Genomic DNA, 25,539 nt, shown 5'->3' with positions numbered 1-25,539 from the left:
GACGGGGGCCAGGGTGGCGCCCGTCGGCGTGGTGAGGCCGGACGGGGTCGGGTGAACGTCCATCAGTAGGCGCCGACGGGCTTGAGCATCACCTTGAAGGTGCGCCACATGATGATCAGGTCTCCGGCGACCGACCAGTTCTCCACGTAATAGAGGTCGAGGCGAACGCTCTCGTCCCAGTCGAGGTCCGAGCGGCCGCTGACCTGCCACAGCCCGGTCAGCCCGGGCTTGATCAGGAGGCGACGGCGGGTGTGCTCCTCGTAGCCGGACACCTCGCTGAACAGGGGCGGCCGTGGACCGACGAGCGACATGTCACCCCGCAGCACGTTCCAGAACTGGGGCAGCTCGTCGAGCGAGTACTTCCGGATGATGGCCCCGATCCTCGTGACCCTCGGATCGTCCCGCAGTTTGAACAGGACACCGCTGCCCTGGTTCTGGTCCTTGAGGAGTTCGAGTTCGTCCTCGGCTGTGGTCACCATCGAGCGGAACTTGTACATCGTGAAGACCGCGGAGTCCTTGCCCGCTCTCTCCTGCTGGAAGAACGCCCCGCCCGGGCTGTCACGGCGGATCGCGATGCTGAGCGCCAGGAAGAGGGGTGCGAGGATGACGAGGGCTGTCGCTGACACCGCGATGTCGAGCGCCCGCTTCATCAGGTGGCGGCCGCCGGCGAACTGCGGCAGTTCCACGTGCATGAGCGGGAGCCCCTCGACGGGGCGCATGGTGATACGGGGACCGGCGACGTTGGTGAGCGCCGAAGCCAGGACCAGTTCGGTCGAGGAGGCCTCGAGCCTCCAACCGAGCTCACGGATGTAGGAGCTGCCCTTCCGGAGGTGCCCGGCCACGATCACGGCGTCAGCGCCGGTGTGGGCCACGAAGTCCTCCACCTTGCGGAGACCGCTGACCACGGGGACGAGACGGTTTCCCGTGTGGAGGGCCGCCGGGTTCGACTTGCCCTCGTAGACGGCTCCGACGACGGCGTAGGCCGCACCGGACTTCTTGGCCAGCTGCGCCGCGACGTAGCGGACGTCCTTGGGCCGGCCCACGACGACCACCTTCGAGAGGTGGTGACCGAGGCGGCTCTGGTGGAGCAGCCACTGGCGCCACAGCCAACGGCTGGACAGGAGCAGGACAGTGCCGGACGGGAGCGCCAGCACGAGGAGGCTGCGGTAGTGCTCGAGGTCCAGCAGCACGACGACGACAGCCGTCGCCGCGAACGTGGCCAGGCTGGCGCGGATGACCTTCTTGTACTCCCCCGCACCCGTGCCCACGAGGCGGGAATCCCGCGTGCGGAACAGCGCCATCATGGTCATCCAGCCGGCAGCGATCGCGCCGCCGAGCCCGAGGACATCGGCCATGCGGGCGCCGCTCGCATCGAGCGTCAGGACGTTGACGGTGAGCAGGAGGATGCCGAGGATCAGGACGGAGTCGGTCGCGAGCAGGGAGATCTGGTAGCGGCGGCGCCAGGCGGCTCCCGACATCGGCAGCGGTTCCTGGACGGTGGACAGGCCGGGAACCGCCGTGAAGCTGCCGACTGCGCTGTGCATCTGTGTCATCGCGATGCCTCTGGGTCGACGGCATCGACCTGACTGCTCAGTGGATGGAACCGGGGAGCCGACGACGACTGGGGACGGACCTTGGTCTCAGAAGGTCCTGACATCGCCGGCTCCGTTCGAGGGTGCGAGGCGGCCGCTGAAGCGGCGGCCCGACAGGTGAACCGGCGGGACACGGCCGATCGACGGCCGCCCCCCGATCCTGGGAGGAAGTGGTGGAGAGTGCCTACCTGAGTGGAACGGCTGGTGCCGCAGGATGGACGACCCATGAGTGAGACCCGATTCTTCAAAAATTTCCCCAGCTTTGCCTGCAAAGCTCTTGCGGAAACTCTATGGATCGACGATGGAGCGCACACGAGTACGCCCTACGTGTTTGTCACGGGCGGCTTACGCGTGGACTACCTGTGCACTACTCGGCACTACTACGCGTCAGCACGTCCACCTACGCGGAACAGGCGTTCAGGAATCCCGCAGGTCCTCGCGACGGTTGACACCGAGCTTGGCGAAGATCCGGTAGAGGTGTCCCTCGACGGTTCGTACCGAGACGCTCTTGGCGTCCGCGATCTCACGGTTGGAGTAGCCCTCCCGGACGAGGTCGACGATCCTGCGTTCCGTCGGCGTGAGCCGGGGAGTGCTGGCCGCGGGTGAGACCGAGGCGAGCGGTGTCGGGACGGGCCCCTCGCGCTGCTCACCGAGCGTCACGACACGCCGCTGGATGCTGCGTGCCTGCCGTGTGGCTCCCTGTTCACCCATCAACTGCAGCGCGAGCGAGAGACCGGCGAACTCGAAGGCCGCATTGCCGTGCTCGCCGGCGATGGTCGCCGCGGAGACCATCGCCTCGGCGTTCTTCGCCCGCGCGGCGAGCGCGAAGTCGAGCAGGTCCGCCGCGCCGGAGCCCTCGACGCTTTCGAGCACCCGGATGATGGGGGGCACCGCGGCGAGGTCACCGAGGAGCAGGGAGAGTCGGAGGGCCGTTCCCGCCAGCTCCTTGAACCCCTCCTTCTCGGCCGTCGCCGCGATGGAGAGGAGATCGGCGCGTGCTCCGGGTGTCTCACCGAGCAGCGCCGCAGTGGCCGTGACGAAGATATGGCCCCCGAGCCGCATGGATCGTGACCCACGCCTGGGAGTCCGTTCGAACTCGATGATCAGCGCCTCGGCCCGCGGGGTGTCGCCGGCAAGGGCACAGGCGTACGCGGTGAGCCCGAGCAGCAGAGTCATGACCTGGGTGACATCGGAGTCCCGCAGGGCCTCGAGTGCCAGGAGGAAGCGGTCGCGCGCCTGCCTGTTACGGCCGGCACGAAGCGCCCCGATGCCGTCGACGAAGTCTCCCCACCCCGCGAAGTAGACGATACTGCGGGGGTGCGTCCGGGAGTACGTCCGCAGCACGTCCTTCGCCTCGGCGGCGCGCCCGCTGTTGGTGAGCAGGAAGACATGCCGCGCGGCCGCGAACTCGCGGTAACCGAGCAGGGTGGCACCCTCCGCCTCGATGATCGCGAGGGCCTCGCCCGAGCAGGTGCTCCCCTCGACCGACCGCCCCATGCTGCCGAGGACCTCCCCGAGCAGGATCAGACCTCCGAGGCGCGTCTCCGCCGAGCCCCGTGGCTCGGCCATGATGTCCCGGAGCTCCTCCTCCACGCCGGACAGGTGACCCTCGAGGATCAGGACGTGAGCCTCGAGGATCCGGATGCCGAGCCGTGCACGGAAGACCTCGTCCTCGGTGACCCGGACGCCGTCGCGCAGATCCAGGGTGGCGATGAGGGACCGCCAGCGGTCGACGTCTTCACGCAGGTCCTCGTACGAGGCGCCGGTCTTGAGCTTGAGTTCGAAGGAGAGCAGGGTCACGTCCTTCGCGACCCGCAGGTCCGTGCAGCGGCGCAGCGCCTCGCCGACGAGCTCCTGCGCGTAGCCGACGTTGCTGCGCCCGGCCTGTACCCGTGCGATCTCCGTGAGCGCGCGCCCGCGCAGACCGGGTGCCGAGACGGCGCGGGCGGCCCTCAGCGCGAACCCGTGGTCACGGAGCGCGTTGGCGACGGCGGCGGCGCGTAGCAGCGTGCGGTCGTCGGCGGGGACGCCGCACTCGAGGCCCCAGGACACCGTCCTCAGGAATGCCTTGAGCGATTGCGCCCCGGGTTCCAGCACGGCGAGGACGCGACGCCGGATCTCGAGGCTGCGCGCCGCCGGCACCTGGCTGCGGAGCACCTCCCCGTAGAGCGGTTGCTCGAGGGACACCGGCTGATCGGGCGCCGGTCCGACGGTGACGAGCCGGTCGTCCCGGAGGCCCTTGAGCGCGACCGCGTCGACGCATAGCGCCAATGCGTCGAGGGCTATCGGCTCCGCCAGGGCGACGACCTCGAGGGCCTCGACCTCGTCCTCGCTGCGGGACCGGAGCTGCGAGCGGATCAGGTCTCCGAGGCGGAGGTTCACCACGGGCTGTTCGTCGGCCAGGCGCCAGACGCCGTTGCGCTGTTCGAGATAGCCCTCCGTCCTGCCCTGCTCGAGAAGGGTGAGGAGGAACATGGGGTTGCCGCCGGTCACCATGGCGAGGGTGTGGCTGGTGCCGGTGAGCACGGGACCGTTCAGCACTGTGGCGCAGAGCTCGGCGACGGCTTCGACGCCGAGAGGGTGCAGCTCCGAACGAGCGAGCAGTCCGTCGGCGCTGAACGCGACGAACTCGGGCGGGAGGCTGGGACCGGTGCGGGTGAGCACGAGGACCTTGGCCCGACGCGCGCTGACCAGCTGGGCGAGAAGGGCACTCGAGCTGGTGTCCAGCTCGTGCGCGTCGTCGACGACGATCAGCGGGGGCCGCTGCGAACGCGACTTCTCCGCGGACAGGTGACTCATCACCGCGCGGAGGATCGCCACCGGCGAGTCGGCGTCGGCGACCGAGAGGGTGTGCAGGTAGGGGGCGAGCGCACCGAACGGGATGTTGCGCAGCGACGTGCCGCCGGTGACCCGGAGCACCGGGGCGGACCAGCGCAGGTGCTCGACGACGGCGCGTGCCACCGCCGTCTTGCCCACCCCCGCCTCGCCGACGATCATCGCTCCGAAACCGGACGCATCGTCGAGCGCGGCCACGATCTCCTTGACGTGCCGTTCCCTCCCCACCAGGCCGATCGGGGCGCCCACGCCGATCACTGCTGCTGTCCGAAGATGAGGGAGAGCTGTTTGCGGCTCGAGAGCCCCAGCTTCGACATGATCTGGTGCACGTGGCCCTCCACGGTCCGGGGGGAGATGTGTTCCTGCTGGGCGATCTCCTTATTGGGGACGCCGCGGGCGACCATGCGGGCGATCGCCCGTTCACGCTCGCTGAGGAGCTTCCGCCGCACATGGCGCCGCGCCGGGGTGGAGGTCTTCCGCAGGATCTGCTCGGCGTGCACACGGATCATGGGGTCGTCGTTGTCGGAGAGGTGCTCGATGCTCAGGGCGGCGACGTCGCCGGCGAGGTTGTGGTTGCCGGCGTCGACGGCCAGGAGTGCCACCTCTTTCAGCGCGCCGGGGTCCCGCGCCGTCAGGCCCTCGGCGAAGCCCGCCGCCAGGTCAGCGAGTGGGCCGTCGGTCGCCGCGGCCGAGGCGGCGAGAAGCTCGGCGGCCTCGTGCCGCCCGAGCTGCACGGATTGGCTGAGGAAGAACAGTTCGGCGCCGCGATAGCCCTTGGCTCCGAGCTCCAGGGCGTGCTCCATGAGTCCGGTGGCGATGACCTCGGGCGTGTCGAGCCAGGCCTCGGCCAGGAGGCGGAAATACGTGACGGCCTCGCGCAGGTGCCACGAGTAGCGTCGACCGTTCAGGTCGATGGCCCGCAGGTGGTCCTCGGCGGCGTCGGGATCGCTCTCGAGCACCTGGGCGTATGCCGCTGCGGCCTCGGCCAGGGGGAGGAACCCGTGCCGGTCACGGATGCGGAACTGGCTGATGGCGGGCAGCAGCTTCTCGAGCGCGAGTCGGCTCCGGCCGAGGTAGGCCAGCAGCACGCCCTCCGCGAACTCGGAGGGGGACCCGCCGAAGAGTCGCCCACCGAACCGGGTTCCCTGATCGGTGGCGAGGTCGAAACACTCGTTCCAGTGCCCCGCGAGGAAGAGGCATTCGTAGAGACGGGCGATCGCCGCCTCCTTGTCCAGGGGGTCCGACGGGGAGTTGACGAGCCTCGACGTGACCGTGCGGGCGACGGCGACCCCCTGCTCCTGGGATCCGAGGGTGGCGTCGACGACACTGGCGAGGCTCCTGATCCGGATGTTCCAGCGCGTGTCCTCGGCCCAGGTGGCGAGGACATCCGAAACGCGTGCTGCGGCCTTCTCGAACCTGCCCTCGAACACGTCGAGCTCGAGCCGTACCACATCGGTCCTGCCGCGGAGTTCGAGCACGACATCGTCCGCGGCCTCGCCGTCGAGCCGCGAGCCGATGTCGTCCAGGAGGTCCTCGCTCCCGTGCTCGCGTCCGTGCGTGCGGGCGCGTAGCCGTGCGGCCAGCAGGCGAGCGTCCACCCAGTCCGCGAGGGGTAGACGGTCATGCGTCAGCAGCGCCTCCACGGTCCCGAGGGCCCCGGCCACGTGTCCCTCGATCCAGAGCTGCCGCGTCCGCTCGATCACCGCGGTGCTGCCGAAGTCGTCGGCGGGGACGGCATCGAGCAGTCGACGCGCAGCGCCCTCGATGCAGTGGTCGTTGGCGAGGCGTGCGAGGCCCACGAGTTCCACCGCCGCGGGGGCCTCGGCGTTGTCCAGGGCCCAGAGCGCGAGCGTCGTGCGGGCGTGCACCGGGACGCCGGCCTCGTCGCGGAGTCCCGCGACGGTCCTGAGCGCTTCCCTGCCGGCGCCGGAGAGCAGCTGCGCGCGAACGACGTCGGCGAACACCTCGTAGGTGAGGCGGACGAGGGGTGAGGCGCCGATGTCGACCGTGATGACGCCGTCGGACTGGAGGGCATCGACAGTGGTCGCGGGCACGGCCTTCAGCAGGACGACGACCGGGAGGCTGCCCGAGACGGCGAGCACCTCGACCGCGGCACGGTCCTCGGGGGGCAGCGCAGCGAGTTTGGTGGCGGTCCAGTCGGTGACGGACCGCCCGGAGTCGGGACGTGGCGCATCCTGTGTCACCCATATCCCGTCGCGGGAGAACAGATGGCCGGAGATGACGTCGGCCTTCGTCGCCATCTGCAGGTACTTCGGGTTGCCGCCACTCGCTGACCAGAGTTCCTGTGCGGCGGACCGCGACACCGGGGCGCCGAAGGCTGCTGCGAGCAGTTCCGTGGCGGCGGCGAGCGTGAGCGGTTGGATGTCGAAGCGCTCGAGGACGCCGTCCTTCCAGAGGTCGAAGAATTCGCCCGGCGCCCGCAGGAGGTCCTCGCAGGTGACCAGGAGGCGCACGGCGCCGACCCGCGCGAGATGCGCGATCACCGTCGCGGACAACTCGTCGATGTCCTCGACACCGTCGATGTGCATGAGGGTGGGGCGCTTGGCCGCCGCGCCGGCGAACTTGCGCTGCAGGGCGCTGAGGACGAGGAGCGGACTGCGCGCCGTGTCCTCGTCGAGCTCGGCGAGCAGGACGTTGAGGGCTCCGTAGGGTGTCGTGGAGTGGGCAGCGGAGCCGCGGAGGTAGATGTGGTCGAAGTGCCGGGAGAGGGAAGCGAGCACCTGCTGCGCGATGATCGTCTTACCCACCCCGGACGGGCCGACGAGTACCACACCGTGACCGGCGTCCGCCGCGAGGACCGTCATGGCATCCCGGACGTCGCCCTCGCGTCCGGCGAAGGGCCAGCGGCCGTCGATGACCGTCACAGGGCACGCTCCAGTGCGGAGGACGCCGGTCCAGCCACCGACGTCACCGGTCCTCGACCGGCTCCCCGTTCGCACCTCAGCATCAAGTCCCGCCCCACAGCGCTCGTCCCAAGGAGCTCACTTTACAGGCAGCCGCTTCATGGGCAGGCTTGCGCGGGCCGCGTCGGCGCGCAGGGTCTGCGCAGGTTCTGCGCTGCTCCTACTTCTGGGGGTGGAAGCGTTGCTGCGCAGCGAGGAGTCCGCCCGTGATGAGGTGCTCGACGGCGTCGGCCGCGTCATCGACGAGGAACGGGAGGTCCTTCTTCTCCACGGTGCCGAAGTCCTTCAGCACGAAGTCGGCGGCGTCCTGGCGGCCGGGCGGACGGCCTACGCCGACCCGCACCCGGTAGTAGTCCTTGGTGCCGAGCGCCTTGCTGATGTCGCGGAGGCCGTTGTGTCCGCCCTCTCCCCCGCCCAGCTTCAGTTTGATGGTGTTGAAGGGGATGTCGATTTCGTCGTGGACGGCGATCACGTGGTCGGGCTCGATGCCGTGGAAGCGGGCGAGCCCGGAGACGGGGCCGCCCGTGAGGTTCATGTAGGTCGACGGTTTCGCAAGGACGACGCGCGGTCCGCCGATACCGAGCCGACCCTCGAGGGTGACGGCCTGGACCTTCGACGTCGTGAATCTGCCCCGCAGGCGTCCGGCGAGAAGATCGAGGACCATCTGGCCCACATTGTGCCGGTTGCCGGCGTAACCGGGCCCGGGATTCCCGAGCCCGGCTACCAGCCAGGTGTCAGTGGACACCGTGCGGATCCTGCCTACTGCTCGTCGGCGTCGGTGATGACGGCGTCGGCGTCGGCGTCGGCCGCGGTCGCACCCTCGGACGTGCCCTCGACGTCGTCGTCCGTCTCAGGGGTCTCGCCGAGGTCCTGGACCACGGGGGGCATGAGGTTGACGATCAGCGTCTCGGGGTCGGTGAGCAGGGTGACGCCCTGCGGCAGGACGATGTCCGAGGCGAGGACGTGCTGTCCGACCTCGCGGCCCTCGATGCTCACGGTGAGCGTCTCGGGCAGGTGGGTCGCCTCGGCCTCGACGAGGACCGTGCTGGCCTCGAGGTTGGAGACGACGTCCGCTGCGGGCTCACCCTCGATGTGGATGGCGACATCGACCTCGACCTTCTCGCCGCGGCGCACGGTCAGGAGGTCGAGGTGCTCCACGATCTGCTTGATCGGGTTGCGCTGGATGTCCTTGACGAGCGCCAGGTGGTCCTCACCTGCGACGTCGAGCGTGAGGAGGGCATTGGCGGTGCGCACCGCGAGGGTCGTCGCCTTGGCGGGAAGGAGTACGTGGATGGGGTCCGCGCCGTGGCCGTAGATGACCGCGGGGATCATGTTGGCGCGGCGGGCCTGGCGGGCAGCGCCCTTGCCGAATTCGGTACGGACGTGCGCTGCGAGCTTCTGGTCGGTCATGGGTTCTCCTGGTGACGTGGGCGGCAGTCCGGTGGACCGCCGTCGGGACTCAAGCCGCGGCGGGAGGAACGCGCTTCGGGCTGGTCCAGGAAACCGCCCGGGCTGCGCACTGCAGTCCGGGAGACGTCGCTAGCCACCGTCGATCACGGAGTTCGCCGCACGATCTCCGGATGGACCGGGATCTGCAGGCCGCTCCCTCGCCTAGGCATCGCCGTCAATCCTACCGCACGCCGCGCGTCGTGCCGCGCCACGGTCCTGCGATACTGGTCGATGGCCCAGGCGCCGCGACCGCCGTCGCCAGCCCCCGTCCGAAGGATCCCCACGCTGTCCACCGCACCCCTGCCCTCGACGCGCTACCGACGCATCACCCTGGTGCTGTGCATCCTCTGGCTGATCGTGCTCGGACTGGTAGTGCTCTCACCACTGCCCGTGGACCGGGATGGCGGGACCGCCCTGCGTGCAGCCCTCGCCGGGCTCCAGCAAGCGGGGTGGCCGTCCTGGCTCGACTACCGATTCGTCGAGACCGTGGCGAATGTCATCATGTTCGTCCCGCTCGGACTGTTCTTCTTCATCCTGGCCCCGCGGGGTTGGCGCTGGCTCGGCCCGGTGGTGGGGCTGGGCCTGTCAGCGGGAATCGAGTTCACACAGCTCATGGCGCTGCCCGAGCGGGTGGCCAGTCCCTATGACGTCGCCGCGAACACGGCGGGCTCCGGGGTGGGCACCCTCCTCGCGTGGATCATGCTCCGAGTCCGGGGCCGGCGCCGCCCGTAGGGTGCGGAAGGAGCGCCCGCCGCGCGGGTTCATAGTCCGTTCGGCCACTCGTCAGCGCCTCCTCATCCGTAGCTCACCTGCCTCTCGTTCAGCCGCGACTACCATCGGTCATGAACGAGCAGGCCTCATGCGCACGACGATCGATGCGTATCTCCGTGATCGGCTGCGGCTATCTGGGAGCCGTTCATGCGGCGTGCATGGCGAAACTGGGGCACGAGGTCATCGGCATCGACGTCGACCCCCGCAAGGTCGGTGAACTCCAGGCCGGCAGGGCTCCCTTCTTCGAGCCCGGCCTGAGCGAGATGCTGAACGAGGTGCTGGCGACGGGTCGGCTGAGGTTCAGTGCCGACATGGCAGACGCCAAGGGCGCTCAGATGCACTTCCTGTGCGTCGGCACGCCTCAGCGCAAAGGCGAGTATGCAGCTGATATGCGGTTCGTGGACGGTGCCTTCACTGCTCTGCTCGATGTCCTCGAGCCCGGCGACCTGGTGGTGGGGAAGTCCACGGTGCCGGTGGGCACGGCCGGTCGCCTCGCCGAGGACCTCTCCGAACGGTACCCGGACGCCCTGCTCGCCTGGAACCCGGAGTTCCTCCGCGAGGGATTCGCGGTGAAGGACACGCTCTCCCCCGACCGCTTCGTCTACGGCATCCCGGACGGTGAGGCCGGAGCCCGTGCGACCGAACTGCTGGACGAGGTCTACGCCGCGTCCCTGTCCCTCGGCACCCACCGGCTGGTCTCCGACTACGCCACCGCCGAACTGGTCAAGGCGGCCGCCGACTCGTTCCTCGCCACCAAGATCTCCTTCATCAACGCGATGGCCGAGGTGTGCGAGGTGACCGGCGCGGACGTGACCCTGCTCGCCGACGCGATCGGTATGGACGAGCGGATCGGCCGCACCTTCCTGAACGCCGGGATCGGCTTCGGGGGCGGCTGCCTCCCGAAGGACATCCGCGCCTTCATGGCCAGGGCGGGAGAGCTCGGCGCCGACCAGGCCCTCACCTTCCTCCGGGAAGTCGACGACATCAACGTCCGACGCCGCATCCGGGTCGTGGAGTTGACGCGCAGACTCGTGGGCGGCTCCCTGCTCGGCCAGCGGATCACCGTCCTGGGTGCAGCGTTCAAGCCCTACAGCGACGACGTGCGGGACTCTCCCGCCCTGAGCATCGCCGACCAACTGCAGCTGCAGGGCGCCGATGTCACCGTGACCGATCCGAAGGCGATTCACGGGGCGGAGCGCCGGTTTCCCGAGCTCTCCTACGAGGCCGACCTGCATCGCGCCATGGACAAGACCGATGCCCTGCTCCTGCTGACCGAATGGCAGGAATAGCGGGAGCTGAGCCCTTCCGCTGCCGGGGCGATCGTTCGCAGCCGCAACATCCTCGACGGCCGGAACGTGCTCGACCCGGCTGCCTGGCGGGCTGCCGGGTGGAATTACAAGGGAATCGGCAGCCCTCGGCTTATCCGACGCTCTCGACGAGGGCCGGCGGTCTGCGTCATCCGCTGGGACCTACTATGTGAGGAGGTCGCCGTTGTCGAAGAACTATCTCCGCCAGGATCGACCAGCTGTCCGTGCCGGGACTGGTCCTGTCTCAACCACCTCTCGGCAGCACTGCCGTCAGGCGAGACAAGGGGTTACCGAGTGGCACGCAGCACCAGGAACGCGGGGAAGTATGCCGAGGGAAGTGCCTACTACTTCGGTGAGGACAAACCGTCGCAGCTCGCGTCCACGGCCCGGACCAGGCGCCGACTCGTACGGATCGCCGTCGTTCTGTTCGCCCTCCTCCTCCTGGGTGTGACGATCGTCGCCTGGATCGCCTTCCGCGCGGACCAGGTGAGATCGAACCTCGAGGCCGCGGCGGACGTCCTGCCGCGACTGCAGACGGAACTCGTCTCCGGTGATGGCGCGGCGGCACAGCAGTCACTCGACGAGTTGCAGGCGCACACGACGGAGGCCCGCCACGCAGGAACGGACCCGGTCTGGAGAGCGGTGTCGATCCTGCCGATCCTCGGGCCCAATCTCTCGGCCATCACCGAGGTCACGGTGTCGGCCGATGATGTCGTGAAGCAGGCGGTCGCTCCCATGCTCGGGAAATTCGACTCCCTCGACTGGGACAGCCTCACGCCGACCCAGGGAAGAATCGACGTCGCGCCCTTGCAGGAGGTATCCCCCACCCTGATAGGGGCTGCTCGAACGACGCAGCTGAGTTACGAGCGGCTGGAGGACATCGATCGCGAGCAGCTGTTCCCGGAGGTTGCCACCCCTCTCCTGCAGGCCATCGACACCATGGACGGAGCACGCCGAGCCCTCAACAGTGCCGCGGCCGCGGCCGAAGTGCTTCCACCCATGCTGGGAGCCGACGGACCGAGGACGTATCTCGTCCTCATCCAGAACAGTGCGGAGATCCGTGCGACCGGCGGGATCTCTGGCGCCTACGCCCTGATCCGGACGGATGAGGGCGTGATCGAGCTGGTCGGCCAGGGCAGTGCTGCCGACCTGGGACGCTTCGAGCCACCCATCGAGGTCGATCCCGAGCAGGAGCAGATCTACTCCAGCCGGCTGGGGACGTTCTTCCAGAGCACCAACCTCACACCCGACTTCCCGTCCGTCGCGACGACGACGAAGGCGATGTGGGAACGTCGGAATCCGGGATCCGGGATCGACGGGGTCATAGCGCTCGACGCCGTCGTCCTCGCCGACATCCTGGAAGCAACAGGCCCCGTGGATCTCACGGCGTCGGAGGACCGAGCGCTCGTCGACCTCATCGCCCCGTCCGGGCTCCCGACCTCGCTCACGTCGGAGAACGTCGTCCCGACCCTGCTCTCCGACGTGTACGCCCGCATCGAGGACCCGGCCGTCCAGGACGTCTACTTCGCGTCCGTCGCCGGGCAGGTCTTCTCCGCCCTCGCGGAGGGCCAGGGCGACAGCGCCGGAATCGTGGACGCCCTGAGGAAGAGTAGCGAGGAGCAGCGGCTCTACGTCTGGTCGGATGTTCCTGCCGAGCAGGACATCATCGGTCCGACGGCCCTGGGCGGTCGGATCACTGGGCCGTCCAAGGCCGGCGCGGCCTTCGGCGTGTACTTCAATGACGGAACCGGCGCGAAGATGGACTACTACGTGGAGCGCACCGTGCAGATCATCGGATCGTGCACGAACGACGGCAGCCGCGAGTACACCGTTCGCGTGACCATGACCAATACCGCCCCTGCGGATGCTGCTGAGAGCCTCCCGGCCTACGTCACCGGAGCGGGAGCATTCGGAGTGGAACCGGGGACCGTCCGGACCAATGTGGTGGGCTACGGCCCTGAGCGGGCCGCGCTCGGCACAGCGACGGTCGACGCAGCCGAGGTCCCCGTGGCCTCCTTCATCCACGGTGACCGGCCCGTAGGAGTGATCACCACCGAACTCGCTCCACAGGAGACGACGATCGTCGACCTCCCGTTCGTCGACGTGCCGCAGGAGGACGAGCCCGCTGTCTCGATCACGCCCACTGTCCAGCGATTGCAGGACGTTCTGCAGGCTACGGACCTGGGCCCCGGGTGTTCCTGACCTCTACGTCTCCCCTCGACCGCCGGCGGCGGCCGTACGCACTCACCCGCGAGGTCTTCGCGCACCAGTACGTCCGCCCCGGGGAGCCGTACTCGTCTTTCGTACTCCTCCTACCCGTTCTCACCTCACAACCGGACAGGAGTTCTCAACACGTCAACAATCGAGGGAGAAGACTTTCGGTCTCTCGTTCATCTCTACGTTGGGAAACTTCATGAAGCGCATTCTGGCGACGGCAGCCCTTGCCGGAGCACTCGCACTCTCCGGCGCGACGGCCGCAGCGGCCCTCGAATACCCTGCGGCCCCCTCCCGCGGCGGCGTCGACACAGGCACCGTCAGTCCGGGCGGCTCACCCACGTTCACCGGTTCAGGCATGACCCCCGGCGAGTCCGTGACCATCACGATCACCTGCACTCCCGGCCAGGGAGCTGCGACGACGAGCTCGGCCGTCGTGATCGCCGACGGACAGGGTGCCTTCACGTACACGGCCGTCATGGAGACGCCCGGGGTGTGCACGCTGACGGCTGTCGGCGCGGGTTCCGGCGCAACCGCGACCGCCCAGGTCACGGTGACCGGCCAGGTGACCACGCAGGCCGCGGTGTCGGCGCAGGGGCTGGCCAACACCGGCCTCGAATCCTCCACGGCCCTATGGGGAGCTGCCGGCCTCGGCGTCCTGACCGTGGGCACCATCGCCGTTGTCTCCTCCCGTCGCCGCGGAAAGCCTTCCGAGGCCTGACAGGCCGCCCTTCGGACGAACGTCCGGACGAACAAGGCCCCGGGTGAGGACCCGGGGCCTTGTTCGTCGTCCGTCGTTCAGGCGGTCAGCCACGGCGACGACGACGCAACAAGCTGATGCAGGCAGGACCGGGCCCAGAAAGACAACGAAAAACGAAAGACAACGAAAAACCCCCTATTCGTGAATAGGGGGTCAATTCGTTATCTTCAGGCCTCGCTAGGAGCGGGAGCCGACGATAGGGTGAGACTGAGGGTCGGCGGCGGCTGGGGACGAAGTCCTGGTCTCAAGAGAACTCCTACGCCGCCGACCCAGAACGTGGGCCGTCCAGGACACTCGGGTCATCCGATGACGTCCTGTCCAACACCTCCTACTCTAGGTCCGTGGAGAATCGCGATCACGAGTAGTGCAGACCCTAATCAATCGCCGAACTACTCAGATCAGTCCTGGGAATTACCTGCGCCGACCACGTGGTCTAAGTGGCCCGCAGGACGGTCTCGAGTTCCGCCGTCAGCTCGTCCCGCCGACTGATGCCCAGCTTGACGTAGATGCGATAGAGGTGGCCTTCGACCGTCCGTGTGGACACGGTCAGGGCGCGCGCGATCTCCCGATTGGACAGGCCCTCGACGGCCAGGAGAGCGATCTCCCTCTCCCGCGAGGTGAGCGGCGTGGTGCCGTCGGAGTCGTAGGATTCCTCCGCCAAGCCGCCGTCGATGTGGCTCTGTCGCCGTCGGAGAACTGCTGCCAGGGCTCGCTTCGACCGAGCGTCGCCCTCCGTCCCATACACATCCATGGCCCTGCGACAGGCATCGGTCGCGAGCAGGTACTTCTGCAGGACTTCGGCACGGTCGCCGGCGACGACGAGCGCCTCGGCATCGCGTCGGACGAGAGCCGATGCGTAGTGGTTCAGGACCTCCGCCTCCGCGCCCTCGAGGGCAAGGGTCACGTCCCGGAGCTGGTGGGGCGCCTGGTCGTCGCCGAGCGCGGTCGCCAGTTCGAGGATGTCCTTCTCGGCACTGGACCATCCGTTCCGATGAGCGGCAGGGGCGAGTTCCGACAGCGTGTGGACGCTCGCATCCGCTCGGGGCAGGGCACGGGCAGCTGCGTCGAAGGCGCGACCGAGGAGCTCGTACTGGCGGCTACCCCGGCGCCGCAGTCCTGCGAGTTCCCTCGAACACTGGGCCGCGACACTGGTCTCACCGAGTGCGGCCGCCGTCCACGCGGTCACCCCGAGCGCGTACGGCAGGAGGGACTCCTGGTCCGACACTCTCAGCGAGGCGAGGGCTGGACGAAGTTTGGCGAGTGCCTCGCGGAAGAAGCCGCGCCGCGCATCGAGAACTGCGTCGAGCACAGCGAGGCCGCCGCCGATGAAGAAGTAGTCCCGGGTCTCGCCCGGAGAGTAGGTCGCGAGAGCCTCCTCCGCTGCCCTGAAGTCACCGCTGTGCACCAGCAGGCTCACGTGGCGGAGGAAGGCGACACGGTGCAGGTCACGGATGGGCTGCTGATGTCGTCCGGCTGCAGCCACGGCCGCGAGGCTGTGCCGTTGCCCCTCCACTCCGCGTCCGAGTGCGCCGAGGGCCTCGGCCAGAGTGGCCTCGGCGAGGACCGTGACGCGTGGATTCGCGTGCCCCTCCGTCACGAAGCCGGCGAGAACATCGACCGTCCTGGTGTACTCGCCCAGGATGTTCCATGCGAAGGCTCGAGCAACCACGAGGTGATGCTCGCACTCCCGCACCGCATCAGCCGAGGGCGGTTCCTCCCCCGTCCAGAGGGTCGTCGGCGCCGGGTCCTGCCCTGCCGGCATGTCCCCTTCCGCAGGCCGTGAGCCCTCCTTCCAGGAGCGGATACAGGAGGACCACCAATCGAGCACGTCCGTCAGGGCGACGGGGTCCTCCCCGTCCGCGACCACCTGGCGGACCGCCAGGATCCCTGCGGCCGCGACCTGTTTCGGTCCGACGGTCGCCTCCGGGCATCTATCCGCAGCGCTACGGGACTCGGTCCGTCGGCCGAGTTCCATCAGCGCCGAAGCACGATGGATGCCGGCGAGTCCGAGGAGATGCTCGTTCCGCACGGCACTGACGCAGCGGAGGGCTGCGCGCGCGTCGAGGCCGGCCAGCGCCGACTCCGCCGTCTGAAGGAGGTGGTCATCGGGCACCTGCTCCCCGCAGTCGAGCCGCCAGAGGACGTCCCGGATCACGGCCGATGCGGGCAGGTCTCCGTCGGGGCCGACGACGGATCGCAGTTCATCGTGCAGACTGCTGCTGCGACCGACGGGAACGAGGGACCGTCCGATCCGGCCGTAGAGCGAGTACGCCTGCGTCGCATAGGCAGGGTCTTCCCGCACGCTCCTGATGAGCCCTTCGTCCAGCAAGGAGGACACAGCCGCCTCGCTGGTGAGACGGACCAGATCGTGGAAGGCGACCACACCGGCGAGCGCCACGAGATCGAAGGCCTTGCGTTCGATCTCGTTCAACCCGAGGGCGATCGAGCGGACCAGATCGACGAGTGAGGCGGGAAGGGCGACCTCCTCCGCGTCGAGCGTCCATACGCCGTCCGGACGGATGAGGCTCCCCCGGGCCAGGGCCTCGTCGAGGATCGCCTTGAGGAACAGCGGATTGCCGGACGCCTCGTCGCAGAGACGCTCGCTCGCACCCCTGACGATCGTGCCGCCGAGGACCTGGCGGCACAGTTCCAGGGCGTCGGCCGATTCGAGGGGACCGACCTCGAATCGCTCGAGGAGGCCATCCCGGCACAGCGATGCGAGTTCGTCGGAGACCGGCGTGATCGGGCGGGCGAATGCTGCGAGGGCTATGGTCCGGGATGTGACGAGCTGGGCCAGGAGGTGACTGCTGTCATCATCCAGCAGGTGGACGTCGTCGACGAGGACGAGGACACGACGACCCGCCGCCCTGGTGCGGAGGAAGGCCATGACCCGGCGCAGGACTGCGAGGGGCGAGGCCATGTCCTCGGCCGATGCCTCGACGAGGAAGGGGGCGAGCGCTCCGTACGGGATGGTGACCAGCGCCGGGGCGGGCGACAGCAGGAACGGCACGAACTCGCCCTGTAGCCGCGCCAGCAGATGGCGGGCCATCGCACTCTTGCCCGTCCCGATCTCGCCGTACACGAAAGCGCCGTAGACATCCGCCTCGCGAACGGCCTGCTCGATACCGGTGATGAGCGCCTTCCGGCCGACGAGCGGTACGTCACCGGACAGCGCCGAGAACATCAGGAATCGATCTCCGCGGGAAACAGCTCGGCGAGTTCGGCCCGGGTGTTGACACTGAGCTTGGAGTACACCTGATAGAGGTGCCCCTCGACAGTCCGGACCGACACGTACATGTGCTGGGCGATGGCACGATTGCTGCGTCCCGTGGCCGCGAGCACGGCGATCTCCCGCTCGCGTGCGGTGAGCAGGCCGAGGGTTGCGACGCCGAGCCCGTCCTTGAGCCGTTCGGGAAGCACCTCCCTCAGCCTGCGGTGGATCAGGCGATAGGCCGTCCGGTCATCATCGGCCAGAGCCTGATCGATACCCGACCTGGCCATGTCTGCGGCCAGACGATAGTCACCTGACGCGGCCGCTGTTTCCACGGCCCGGATGAGCAGACCGGTGTCCGCCTCGAGAAGTGCCTCTGCATAGAGCAGGCATACCTCCGCCAGAGGAGCCTCGAGATTCTCGGACAACGCCTTGAGCTCCTTGGCGGCCGGTCGGCTTCCGAGCCGCAGGGCGGACATGAGGCTGATGACGGCCCACATCGTCGCTCCTCGGCGAAGATCGCTCGGGACCCGCTCCTGGAGTTGCAGGGCCACCTCGGCGCGGCCACCTGTCAGGGCCTGCGACAGCACCTGGTAGTGCCGCGTTGCCCGCCGAACCATCCAGGGGCTGCCCTCGGCGTGACCAGCCAGCGGGAGGTGCGCCACCCCACGGTCCATCGGTCGGGTCAGGGCATGGCAGTAGGTGAGGACAGCTCCGGCCAAGGGCAGCAGCCCGTAGCGATCGGCGACGCGTAGCTGCTCGACGACGGGTTTGAGCAGCGCGGTCGCGTCCCGCACGCGCTCGCGCGCGATGAGATCCAGCGCCCCGGCCACATCGGCGAGGGAACCCCGGTGGAGCGACCACGAACTGGAGGAGGGTCGGAAGCCCGAGAAGATCATCCGCCCCGCGGCCCAGTTGCCGGCGATGAGGAACGCCACCTCCACCCGCAGGAGAGCGGCATCCGCCGCCTGGTGCGACACCTCGGGATGCGCCAGGTTACGAGCCAGGACCTCGGCGAGTCGGAGTGCGTTCTCCGTCGGCTCCTGAAGCACCATGGCCTCGAGGAGCAGGGATTGCAGGGCTACCTGCGACTCGCACTCCTCGCGATCGCTGGACGGCGACAGCTCCGCCTGGTGCATCCCCTCGAGGTCGGACAGATTGTCTCGGTACCGACCCTCGAAGGACGCCAGTTCGGCACGGGCGACGCGAACACGTCGGCCGAGACTCACGGACTCCGAGCGTTCCTGTGCATCTGCCGGGGGCTGACCGCCCGGGTCGAGCCCCCAGGACGCGAGCCACTCGTCGGCCCGATCGAGCGGCGAGGCCGGATCGCCGACGGCCTGGAGCCGACGCAGGCGGCTCTCCTCGACCAGGTGCCGGATCACCACCTCCCGGTCGAGTTCGACCTCGGAAGCAGAGAGCGTCGCGGATGCGGCGGTGGCGTCCTTGAGATGTCCTTGACCGAGGGCAGCGATCATCGCCTCGAGGGCGAGATCAGGTGACTGCTGGCGGGTGGTGATCCTGCGGATGAGATCAGCCGCTCGCCGGTGGTGCCCGCTCCGGTTCAGGGTCTGGACCGCAGTGACACCCAGCTGAGCGTCGACCGACAGTCCGGCCTGAAGAAGCCAGCCCACCTCGCGGGCCGGATCGCCGGCAAGATGCCGGGCAGCTGCAGGCCGCGATCGGAGATCCTGGTACAAACGGGCCGCCTCGTCCTCGGGGACCTGTTCCGCCACGGCATCCGCCAGGCCATCGGCGGCGAGCCTCACACGGGGTTCGGGATCCGCCAGCACCACGAGGACGCCTGCGTCCTGCAGCGCGTCGAGCTCTGACGGATCGACAAGCCGAGCGGCATCCTTCCATGGCAGCCCGCCGGCCAGCGACACGAGATCGACGATTCGCCGCTGGTTGCGGGTGAGGGTGCGCAGGAGTGGCGAGGTGCTCACCACGTCATGTCCGATTCCCTTCCGCTCGGGCAAGAGGACCCACGCCTCACCGCGCCGCGCCAGCACGCCGCGCTGCACGAAACCCTGCAGGGCCGCGCGGGTGCCCTGCGCATTCCCACCGGCCACGGACCACAGCGCCTCCACGCCCTCGCGACTGACGGGAGTTCCGAGTTCCGAGGCGACGAAGAGCACCGTGTCCTCGAAGGAGAGCGGCCTCAGGTCGATCCGGCGCAGTGAGCCGGCCCGCCAGAGGCTCATGAACACCGGGTCCGCCTGGGCGAAATCGGTCACGGTCAGGACGGCGGAGGCACTGTCACCGGAGAGGAGCTGACCGATCAGTGTGGAGGATGCCTTGTCGAGGTGCTCCGCGTTGTCGATGGCGAAGACAATGGGCCGGCCCCCCGCCTCCTCGCGCAGATGTGCCGAGACCGCCGAGAGGACGAGCGCCGGATGCGTCACGGTGCCCGGTACCTCGGAGAGCAGGAAACTGAGCGCGCGGTAGGGGAAGGACGCGCTTGAACGGAGCCCGCGGACGCGGACCACGTAGCTGCCGGGTAGGGAGCGCAACACCTGATGCAGCAGGGCGGTCTTGCCGACGCCAGGGGCGCCAACGACCACAGCACCCGACGAGTCCGGATCAATGACGGTCTGCAGGGCCGACTCCGTCTCGGCCGCCCGTCCGATGAAGCGCACCGGGTACCCGGGTGGCGCCTGCACCGGGCTCCTCCTGGTCGCCCTGGCTGCAGGAGGTGGAGGGACAAGGGTGTGAACGAGACTGTGAGACCGCATGAAAGACCTACTTCTTCCCAGCTTGTGACAGGTGTCTGAAACTCAGCCTAGAAAGGGAGGAAGGGGCCAGCACGAGTGGCTGCTACGGAATCGTCAGCATTCTTACTTGTTTTTTCCACGTACGCCGACGGAACACTACTCGAGTTCCGTCATTTCCCTACGCGCCCAGCCTTGTCGGCCTTGCGCGTAGGGGCATCCGGGTTCTCGACGCCTACCCTGGGACCGCCATGAGGCACGGCCTCGGTTCAGGCGTTCCCATCGAAGAGGCTCGTCACCGATCCGTCGTCGAACACCTCTCGGATCGCACGGGCGATCAGGGGTGCGATCGACAGGACGGTGAGCTGGGGGAAGCGCTTCTCGGATGGTATCGGCAGAGTGTTCGTCACGACAACTTCGCGGGCCCCGGACTCGGCCAGTCGACGTGCCGCTGGATCGGAGAACACCGCATGGGTCGCTGCGATGATGACGTCCTTCGCCCCGGCGTTCTTCAGCACCTGCACAGCTCCCGAGATGGTGCCTCCGGTGTCGATCATGTCGTCGATGAGCACGCAGGTGCGGCCCTCGACCTGGCCCACGACCTGCTTGGACACGGCCTGGTTCGGCACGGTGAGATCGCGGCTCTTGTGCACGAACGCGAGCGGCGCTCCCCCGAGCCGCTCGGCCCACTGCTCGGCGACGCGCACCCGTCCGGTGTCGGGCGAGACGACGGTGACATTGTCGGCGTCGACCCTCGTCCGGATGTAGTCGGCCAGGAGCGGGATCGCCATCAGGTGGTCCACAGGGCCGTCGAAGAACCCCTGGATCTGGGAGGTGTGCAGATCCACGGACATCAGACGGTTCGCGCCCGCCGTCTTGTACAGGTCAGCGACGAGGCGGGCCGAGATCGGTTCACGGCCGCGCCCCTTCTTGTCCTGACGTGCGTAGGGGTAGAACGGCGAGACGACGGTGATCCGCTTGGCCGAGGCCCGTTTGAGCGAATCCACCATGATGAGCTGTTCCATGAGCCAGTTGTTCAGGGGCGCCGGGTGGGCCTGGATGACGAAGACGTCGGTGCCGCGGACGCTCTCGCCCGAGCGCACGTAGATCTCACCGTTGGCGAAGTCGTAGGCGGAGACCGGCAGCAGTTCGGTACCGAGCCAGGACGCGATCTCCTCGGCCAGTTCGGGGTGTGCGCGCCCGGAGGCGAGCACCAGTTTCTTCTCGCCGCGTGCCGTGATCTCGCTCATGACTGACCGCTTTCCTGTGGTTCCGTGGATGCCTGGGGGCCTGATGTGACGGTTCTGGCCACGCTCGCGCGCGCCGCCTCGTCCGCGGCGGTGCCGGGTCGCTTCTCCGAGGTCCAGCCCGGCACGTTGCGCTGCGCCACGGCGCTCAGGCCGAGAGCCCCGGCCGGGACGTCCTTACGGATGACCGCACCGGCACCGGTGTAGGCACCGTCGCCCACAGTGACCGGCGCGACGAAGACCGTATTGGAGCTGGTGCGGACGTGGGACCCGATGACGGTGCGGTGCTTGTCGACACCGTCGTAGTTGGCGGTGATGTTGCCGCAGCCGATGTTGGTATATTCGCCGATCTCCGCATCCCCTGCGTAGCCGAGATGCGAGAGTTTTGAGCCGCGGCCCACCACCACGTTCTTGGTCTCGTAGAACGCGCCGATCTTGCCGTCTTCGCCCAGCACGGTTCCCGGCCGGAGATAGGTGAAGGGTCCCACGCTGGCCCCGTCGCCGATCCTGGCTCCGCTGCCGTGGGTCCGGGTCACGTGGGCGCCCTGCCCGACAGCCACGTCCGTCAAGGAGGTATCAGGACCGACGACGGCGTCCCTGGCGATCGTGGTGGTGCCGTGCAGCAGCGTTCCCGGCAGCACCGTGACATCCTCGGCCAGCTCCACGTGCACATCGACCCACGTGCTGCCGGGGTCGACGATGCTGACGCCTGCGCGCATCCACCGCTCCAGGATCCGGCGATTCAGTTCGCCCGCCAGGTGGGCGAGCTGGACCCGGTCATTGGCGCCCTCGACCTGCCAGCGATCCTGCACGATCAGGCCTGCCACCCTGCCGCCGTCGTTCCGTGCGATGCCGAGCACATCGGTCAGGTAGAGCTCGCCCTGTGCATTGCCGGTGTCGATCCGGCCGAGCGCGCTGCGCAGGACGTCTGCGTCGAACGCGTAGATCCCCGAGTTCACCTCGCTGATGGCCCGCTGCTCCTCGGAGGCATCCTTGTGCTCCACGATGCCGAGTACCGTGCCGTCCGGACTCCGGACGATGCGCCCGTAGCCGGTGGCGTCGTCGAGCTCGGCAGTGAGCACGGTGACGGCGTTCCCGTCCCGGACGTGCACCCCGACGAGGTCCTTCAGTGTCGCAGCCTCGAGCAGGGGTACGTCGCCGTAGGTCACCACCACGGTACCCCGGATGGTGCCCTGCCTCGCGTCGAGGGCGTCGAGGGCCACCTGCACCGCGCGGCCGGTCCCCGGGACGTCGTCCTGATCGACCAGCAGGGCCGCGGGATCGACACCCTCGACGTGCGCAGCGACGAGCTCACGCTCGTGCCGGACGACGACGGCGAGGTGACGGGGGTCCAGCCCCCGCGCCGCGGCGAGCGCGTGACCGATCATCGACCGACCGCCCAACGGGTGGAGGATCTTCGGGGTGCGGGACTTCATGCGGGTCCCGGCTCCCGCGGCGAGGACGATGACCGCCGCCGGCTGCTGGGAGGTGGACGCCGACGGCGTCGCCGTCTCTTCACTCTGGGGGCTCACGAAGCGGGCACTCCTACCTGTGGTGTCGTGGCCGGATCCGCCGTCCGCAAGGGACCGGTACCGGGGCTTGCGCCGTTCCGCCCATAGGATTCGAACCTATACTCCACAGCTCCAAAGGCTGGGGTGCTGCCGTTACACCAGGGCGGACCATGCGGCAGCTGGACCCCGGCGCGGGGCACCTGCGCACGGTTATCTAGTTTGCCACGCCCCGCACCCTTCGGCGAGCCAATCACTTGGGCCACGATCCAGCCTTCTACCCTGTTGCACGTTCTCTCGAGCGAGCGACATCCTGCTCACTGTTGGTCAGGCGGAGGCGCGGCTCTTGAGCCGCTCGACCCAAGGTGTCAGGACATGATGCGTCGTGGCGGCCGCCACGATCGACAGTGGGCCCACAACGATCGCCACGGAGAGAGGATCTGCATCCAGAGCCCAACTCGAAATTATCAGTAGCGGATAGTGCCACAGGTAGAGCTCATAGCTGATCTTTCCCGTATACGTCAGCGGAGCCCATGACAGAAGGCGGGCGAGTTGACCGTGCGAGCCGGATGTGATGTGCGCGAGTATTGCAGTGCTCCCAAGCACTGTCAGCAGCACAGGAAGGGCGAGGACCCCATCCATCGACGCCAGAACGACCGCCCCCAGAATGATCGACGCTCCGATCCAAGCAGTCTTGGAGGAGGAGACCCAGCCACCAGCACGTCCTGAGCTTCGCATCGTCCTGAGCGCCAATGCGCACCCGAGAAAAAGCCCTCCTGATCGCAGAAGGAGCGACTCCGGCTCTCCAGCAGCTTCAAGGGCGACTCCGGCTGCCAGCAGGATCAGGCCGATGCAAGTGACGCCGAGCACGGCGTGCGCGCGCACACGCTTCTGGGTGAGCACCCCGATCAGGAGGACGGGCCAGAGTAGATAGAACATCTCCTCAATTCCGAGGCTCCAGGTGTGCCGCCAAGCCCACGCCGCAGTGTCGGACACCTGGAGTGCGATCGGCGTCGTGTAGGTAGCCGCCAAGGCGTTCTCGATGAGATACGCCTTTATCGAAGGGGCGAACAGGAGACCGGGCACGAAAAGGATCACCATGACTGTCAGTAGCGCGGGATAGAGCCGCGCCGCCCGCCGCAGGTAGAACCTCCTCAAACTGATCCGCCCAAGACGGTCATACTCCCGTAGGAGGATCGACGTGATGAGATAGCCCGATAGAACGAAGAATATGTCCACCCCCACTGCGCCTCCGAACGGTAGCGGCGTGATCAAGTGGTGTACGAACACAAGAATGATCCCGACAGCCCTGAGTCCGTCGAGGGAGGGCACGTAGCCCGATGATCGGCTACGCAAGGACGCCTGTGGACCGGATACCGGGCGGACTGACACTTTCGCTCCTTGAGACCTGGCTAGCTAGCGCCGAGACACGCACGGGGCTTTGACCGAACAATGGACACCTCATAGTGAAAGTAGGCGGTAATGGACGAACTGACGACCGTGGGACGGACCCCTCTGCCAGAGACAACCACTCGAGAACTATTCATCAGCTACGTGGACGCCTCAGAGGCGAAATAGCTCTCCCTCGGGGGTTCCTGGACTGCGTCCCGGATGTTGAGGACCTCTGATCCCCGTTCTGTGGATGGCTGTGCACGATCCTCCTCCGGACGGACTCGGGCAGGGCGAACAGCGGATTGCCGGGAATTCGCACGAGGAGGTTCTCGGCGGTGAGGCAGACGATGATGACCGCTGCCGAGAGGACGACGGGGTAGAGGGCGTCGACGACGAACGAACCGACCAACGGTCCCAGCGCTTCCTGGCGCCCGACGGCGAGGATGCAGACAATCACGACCGGATGGAGCACGTACACCGGAAGGGTGCGTGCACCGATGAACCCTGCAGCGCGCGCCACGGGCGCGATCCGGCACAACTGATGCGCCACGGCAGCCATGGCCGGGATGGAGGCGAGCGAGCTCAGGAACTCGAGGGCATCATTCTGCGCTCCGATGTCCGTGGTACGCAGGACCATCAACGCCAGGAACACCGCAGAGAACAGCCCCGCCAGCCAGAGCGGGGCTACTGCGGCTCTCCTGAGGGTCGCCGCACCGAACACGCCTGAGGCGAAGAAGACGAAGTGCTCCGCGCACCGTTCGAGGAGGCTGCCGTCGCCCTCCGACTGCAGGACGAACCACACCACCACGGCGAGGACCAGCAGTACGGGTGGAGGAAGACGGACGGCGCGCGCCGCGAGGACGACCGGGATGTACACGGCCAACGCGAAGATGAACCACAGCGTCGTGTCCGGTACGACCAGCTGGGTCAGGAACCCGTTCAGGCTGTCGAAGTAGTGCGGGCTGCCGGCGGTCCCGACCAGGAGGAACACGAGAAGATAGATGAGAAGCCAGACGACATAGAGGTAGTAGCTCGAGACGCTCCTCGACAGGGCTTTGCGCGCATCGCCTCCCCTGATCAGGGACGGCGACGCCAGGATGCCCGCCAGAGCGAACAGGACGGGCATGCGCAGGGTCCCGAGAAGTGCGTTCACCCTGGACAGGAGTGGACCCGCCGCTGTCTCGGTGCCGAACACCGGGTCATGGATCCAGATGAGGACGTGGAAGACCACCACGGCGATCACGCCGGCTGCCCTCGTGGCGTCGGCCCATGGCAGCCGAACGGATGAGGTGGAGGTGTTGCTGGTGGTCACTATCGATGTCCCCTGAGTCGATCCCGTACCCGGCACACCGCACTGAGATGCGTTGCGTGGACCGGTACACCCAACGGCACACAGACTGGTGCCGTTTGTCGTCTCTGACCCTAGGCGTGATCAAGCGCCTGCAGGAGCGTGAACACCACGCGCAATCGATCCTCCTCTACTTGTCCCTGCCGCCTCCGGATACCTGCTGGGACGTCGCCGGCCCCACTCCTGCTGCAGGAACCACATGCCGCAAGAACCTGCAAGCATTCGCACAGGATGTGGAGTTTCTTGCAAGGACCGCGTTCTTGGGGCACT

The 25,539-nt window shown here is 68.0% G+C and carries 14 protein-coding genes, 1 tRNA gene and 1 pseudogene; 4 read left to right on the top strand and 12 right to left on the bottom strand.

Annotated features, from left to right (window positions below):
- Positions 1–62: 62 nt before the first annotated feature.
- The 5 genes from FNH21_RS11980 to FNH21_RS11960 all read right to left on the bottom strand — a co-directional run bounded on the left by FNH21_RS11980 (position 63) and on the right by FNH21_RS11960 (position 8,761).
- Positions 63–1,553 carry a sugar transferase gene (locus tag FNH21_RS11980; protein ID WP_152815828.1) on the bottom strand — a complete coding sequence of 497 codons (1,491 nt, stop codon included), beginning with the start codon at positions 1,551–1,553 and terminating at the stop codon, positions 63–65.
- Positions 1,554–2,009: 456 nt separating this feature from the next.
- Positions 2,010–4,676, bottom strand: a complete 2,667-nt coding sequence (locus FNH21_RS11975; RefSeq protein WP_152815825.1) for an AAA family ATPase — start codon at positions 4,674–4,676, stop codon at positions 2,010–2,012.
- A 5-nt stretch (positions 4,677–4,681) separates the two neighbouring features.
- On the bottom strand, positions 4,682–7,312 hold the full coding sequence (locus tag FNH21_RS17430) for a LuxR C-terminal-related transcriptional regulator (RefSeq protein WP_152815822.1): 2,631 nt from the start codon (positions 7,310–7,312) through the stop codon (positions 4,682–4,684).
- Between the two features lie 199 nt (positions 7,313–7,511).
- Entirely contained in the window at positions 7,512–8,096 is a 585-nt protein-coding gene (pth, locus tag FNH21_RS11965; RefSeq protein ID WP_191931909.1) for an aminoacyl-tRNA hydrolase, read from the bottom strand.
- Positions 8,097–8,110: 14 nt separating this feature from the next.
- Positions 8,111–8,761, bottom strand: a complete 651-nt coding sequence (locus tag FNH21_RS11960; RefSeq protein ID WP_055770280.1) for a 50S ribosomal protein L25/general stress protein Ctc — start codon at positions 8,759–8,761, stop codon at positions 8,111–8,113.
- Between the two features lie 270 nt (positions 8,762–9,031).
- On the opposite strand from FNH21_RS11960, the gene FNH21_RS11955 reads away from it, so the two are divergent.
- From FNH21_RS11955 to FNH21_RS11940, 4 genes and pseudogenes are all read left to right on the top strand, one after another.
- Complete coding sequence (locus FNH21_RS11955) at positions 9,032–9,532, top strand: VanZ family protein (protein WP_152815819.1); 501 nt, start codon at positions 9,032–9,034, stop codon at positions 9,530–9,532.
- Positions 9,533–9,675: 143 nt separating this feature from the next.
- Positions 9,676–10,986 (top strand): annotated as a pseudogene (locus FNH21_RS11950) (UDP-glucose dehydrogenase family protein); the annotation flags it as partial.
- A 186-nt stretch (positions 10,987–11,172) separates the two neighbouring features.
- Positions 11,173–13,080, top strand: a complete 1,908-nt coding sequence (locus tag FNH21_RS17425) for a DUF4012 domain-containing protein (RefSeq protein ID WP_338403268.1) — start codon at positions 11,173–11,175, stop codon at positions 13,078–13,080.
- A gap of 211 nt (positions 13,081–13,291) precedes the next feature.
- A complete protein-coding gene (locus tag FNH21_RS11940) occupies positions 13,292–13,813 on the top strand; it encodes an LPXTG cell wall anchor domain-containing protein (RefSeq protein ID WP_152815813.1) in 522 nt (173 codons plus the stop codon).
- Between the two features lie 472 nt (positions 13,814–14,285).
- Here FNH21_RS11940 and FNH21_RS11935 read toward each other — a convergent pair whose 3' ends face one another.
- The 7 genes from FNH21_RS11935 to FNH21_RS11905 form a co-directional block, all read right to left on the bottom strand.
- Entirely contained in the window at positions 14,286–17,036 is a 2,751-nt protein-coding gene (locus FNH21_RS11935; RefSeq protein ID WP_152815810.1) for a helix-turn-helix transcriptional regulator, read from the bottom strand.
- Positions 17,036–19,726, bottom strand: coding sequence for a LuxR C-terminal-related transcriptional regulator (locus FNH21_RS11930; protein ID WP_191931908.1), 2,691 nt, complete (start codon positions 19,724–19,726; stop codon positions 17,036–17,038). Before FNH21_RS11930 ends, FNH21_RS11935 begins: the two co-directional genes overlap by 1 nt.
- Before the next feature lie 317 nt (positions 19,727–20,043).
- A complete protein-coding gene (locus FNH21_RS11925) occupies positions 20,044–21,024 on the bottom strand; it encodes a ribose-phosphate diphosphokinase (protein ID WP_055770265.1) in 981 nt (326 codons plus the stop codon).
- A complete protein-coding gene (glmU, locus tag FNH21_RS11920) occupies positions 21,021–22,553 on the bottom strand; it encodes a bifunctional UDP-N-acetylglucosamine diphosphorylase/glucosamine-1-phosphate N-acetyltransferase GlmU (protein WP_191931907.1) in 1,533 nt (510 codons plus the stop codon). Before glmU ends, FNH21_RS11925 begins: the two co-directional genes overlap by 4 nt.
- Positions 22,554–22,628: 75 nt before the next feature.
- Positions 22,629–22,700: transfer RNA gene (locus tag FNH21_RS11915), tRNA-Gln, on the bottom strand.
- Positions 22,701–22,856: 156 nt separating this feature from the next.
- Positions 22,857–23,861 (bottom strand): acyltransferase family protein, encoded by a 1,005-nt coding sequence (locus FNH21_RS11910; RefSeq protein WP_191931906.1) that lies wholly within the window; start codon positions 23,859–23,861, stop codon positions 22,857–22,859.
- Between the two features lie 214 nt (positions 23,862–24,075).
- Entirely contained in the window at positions 24,076–25,233 is a 1,158-nt protein-coding gene (locus FNH21_RS11905) for an acyltransferase family protein (protein WP_191931905.1), read from the bottom strand.
- Between the last annotated feature and the right edge of the window lie 306 nt (positions 25,234–25,539).

Origin of the sequence: Arthrobacter bussei, assembly GCF_009377195.2 — a bacterium.
GTDB classification, from domain to species: domain Bacteria; phylum Actinomycetota; class Actinomycetes; order Actinomycetales; family Micrococcaceae; genus Arthrobacter_D; species Arthrobacter_D bussei.
This window is presented reverse-complemented; position numbering and strand designations above follow the sequence as displayed.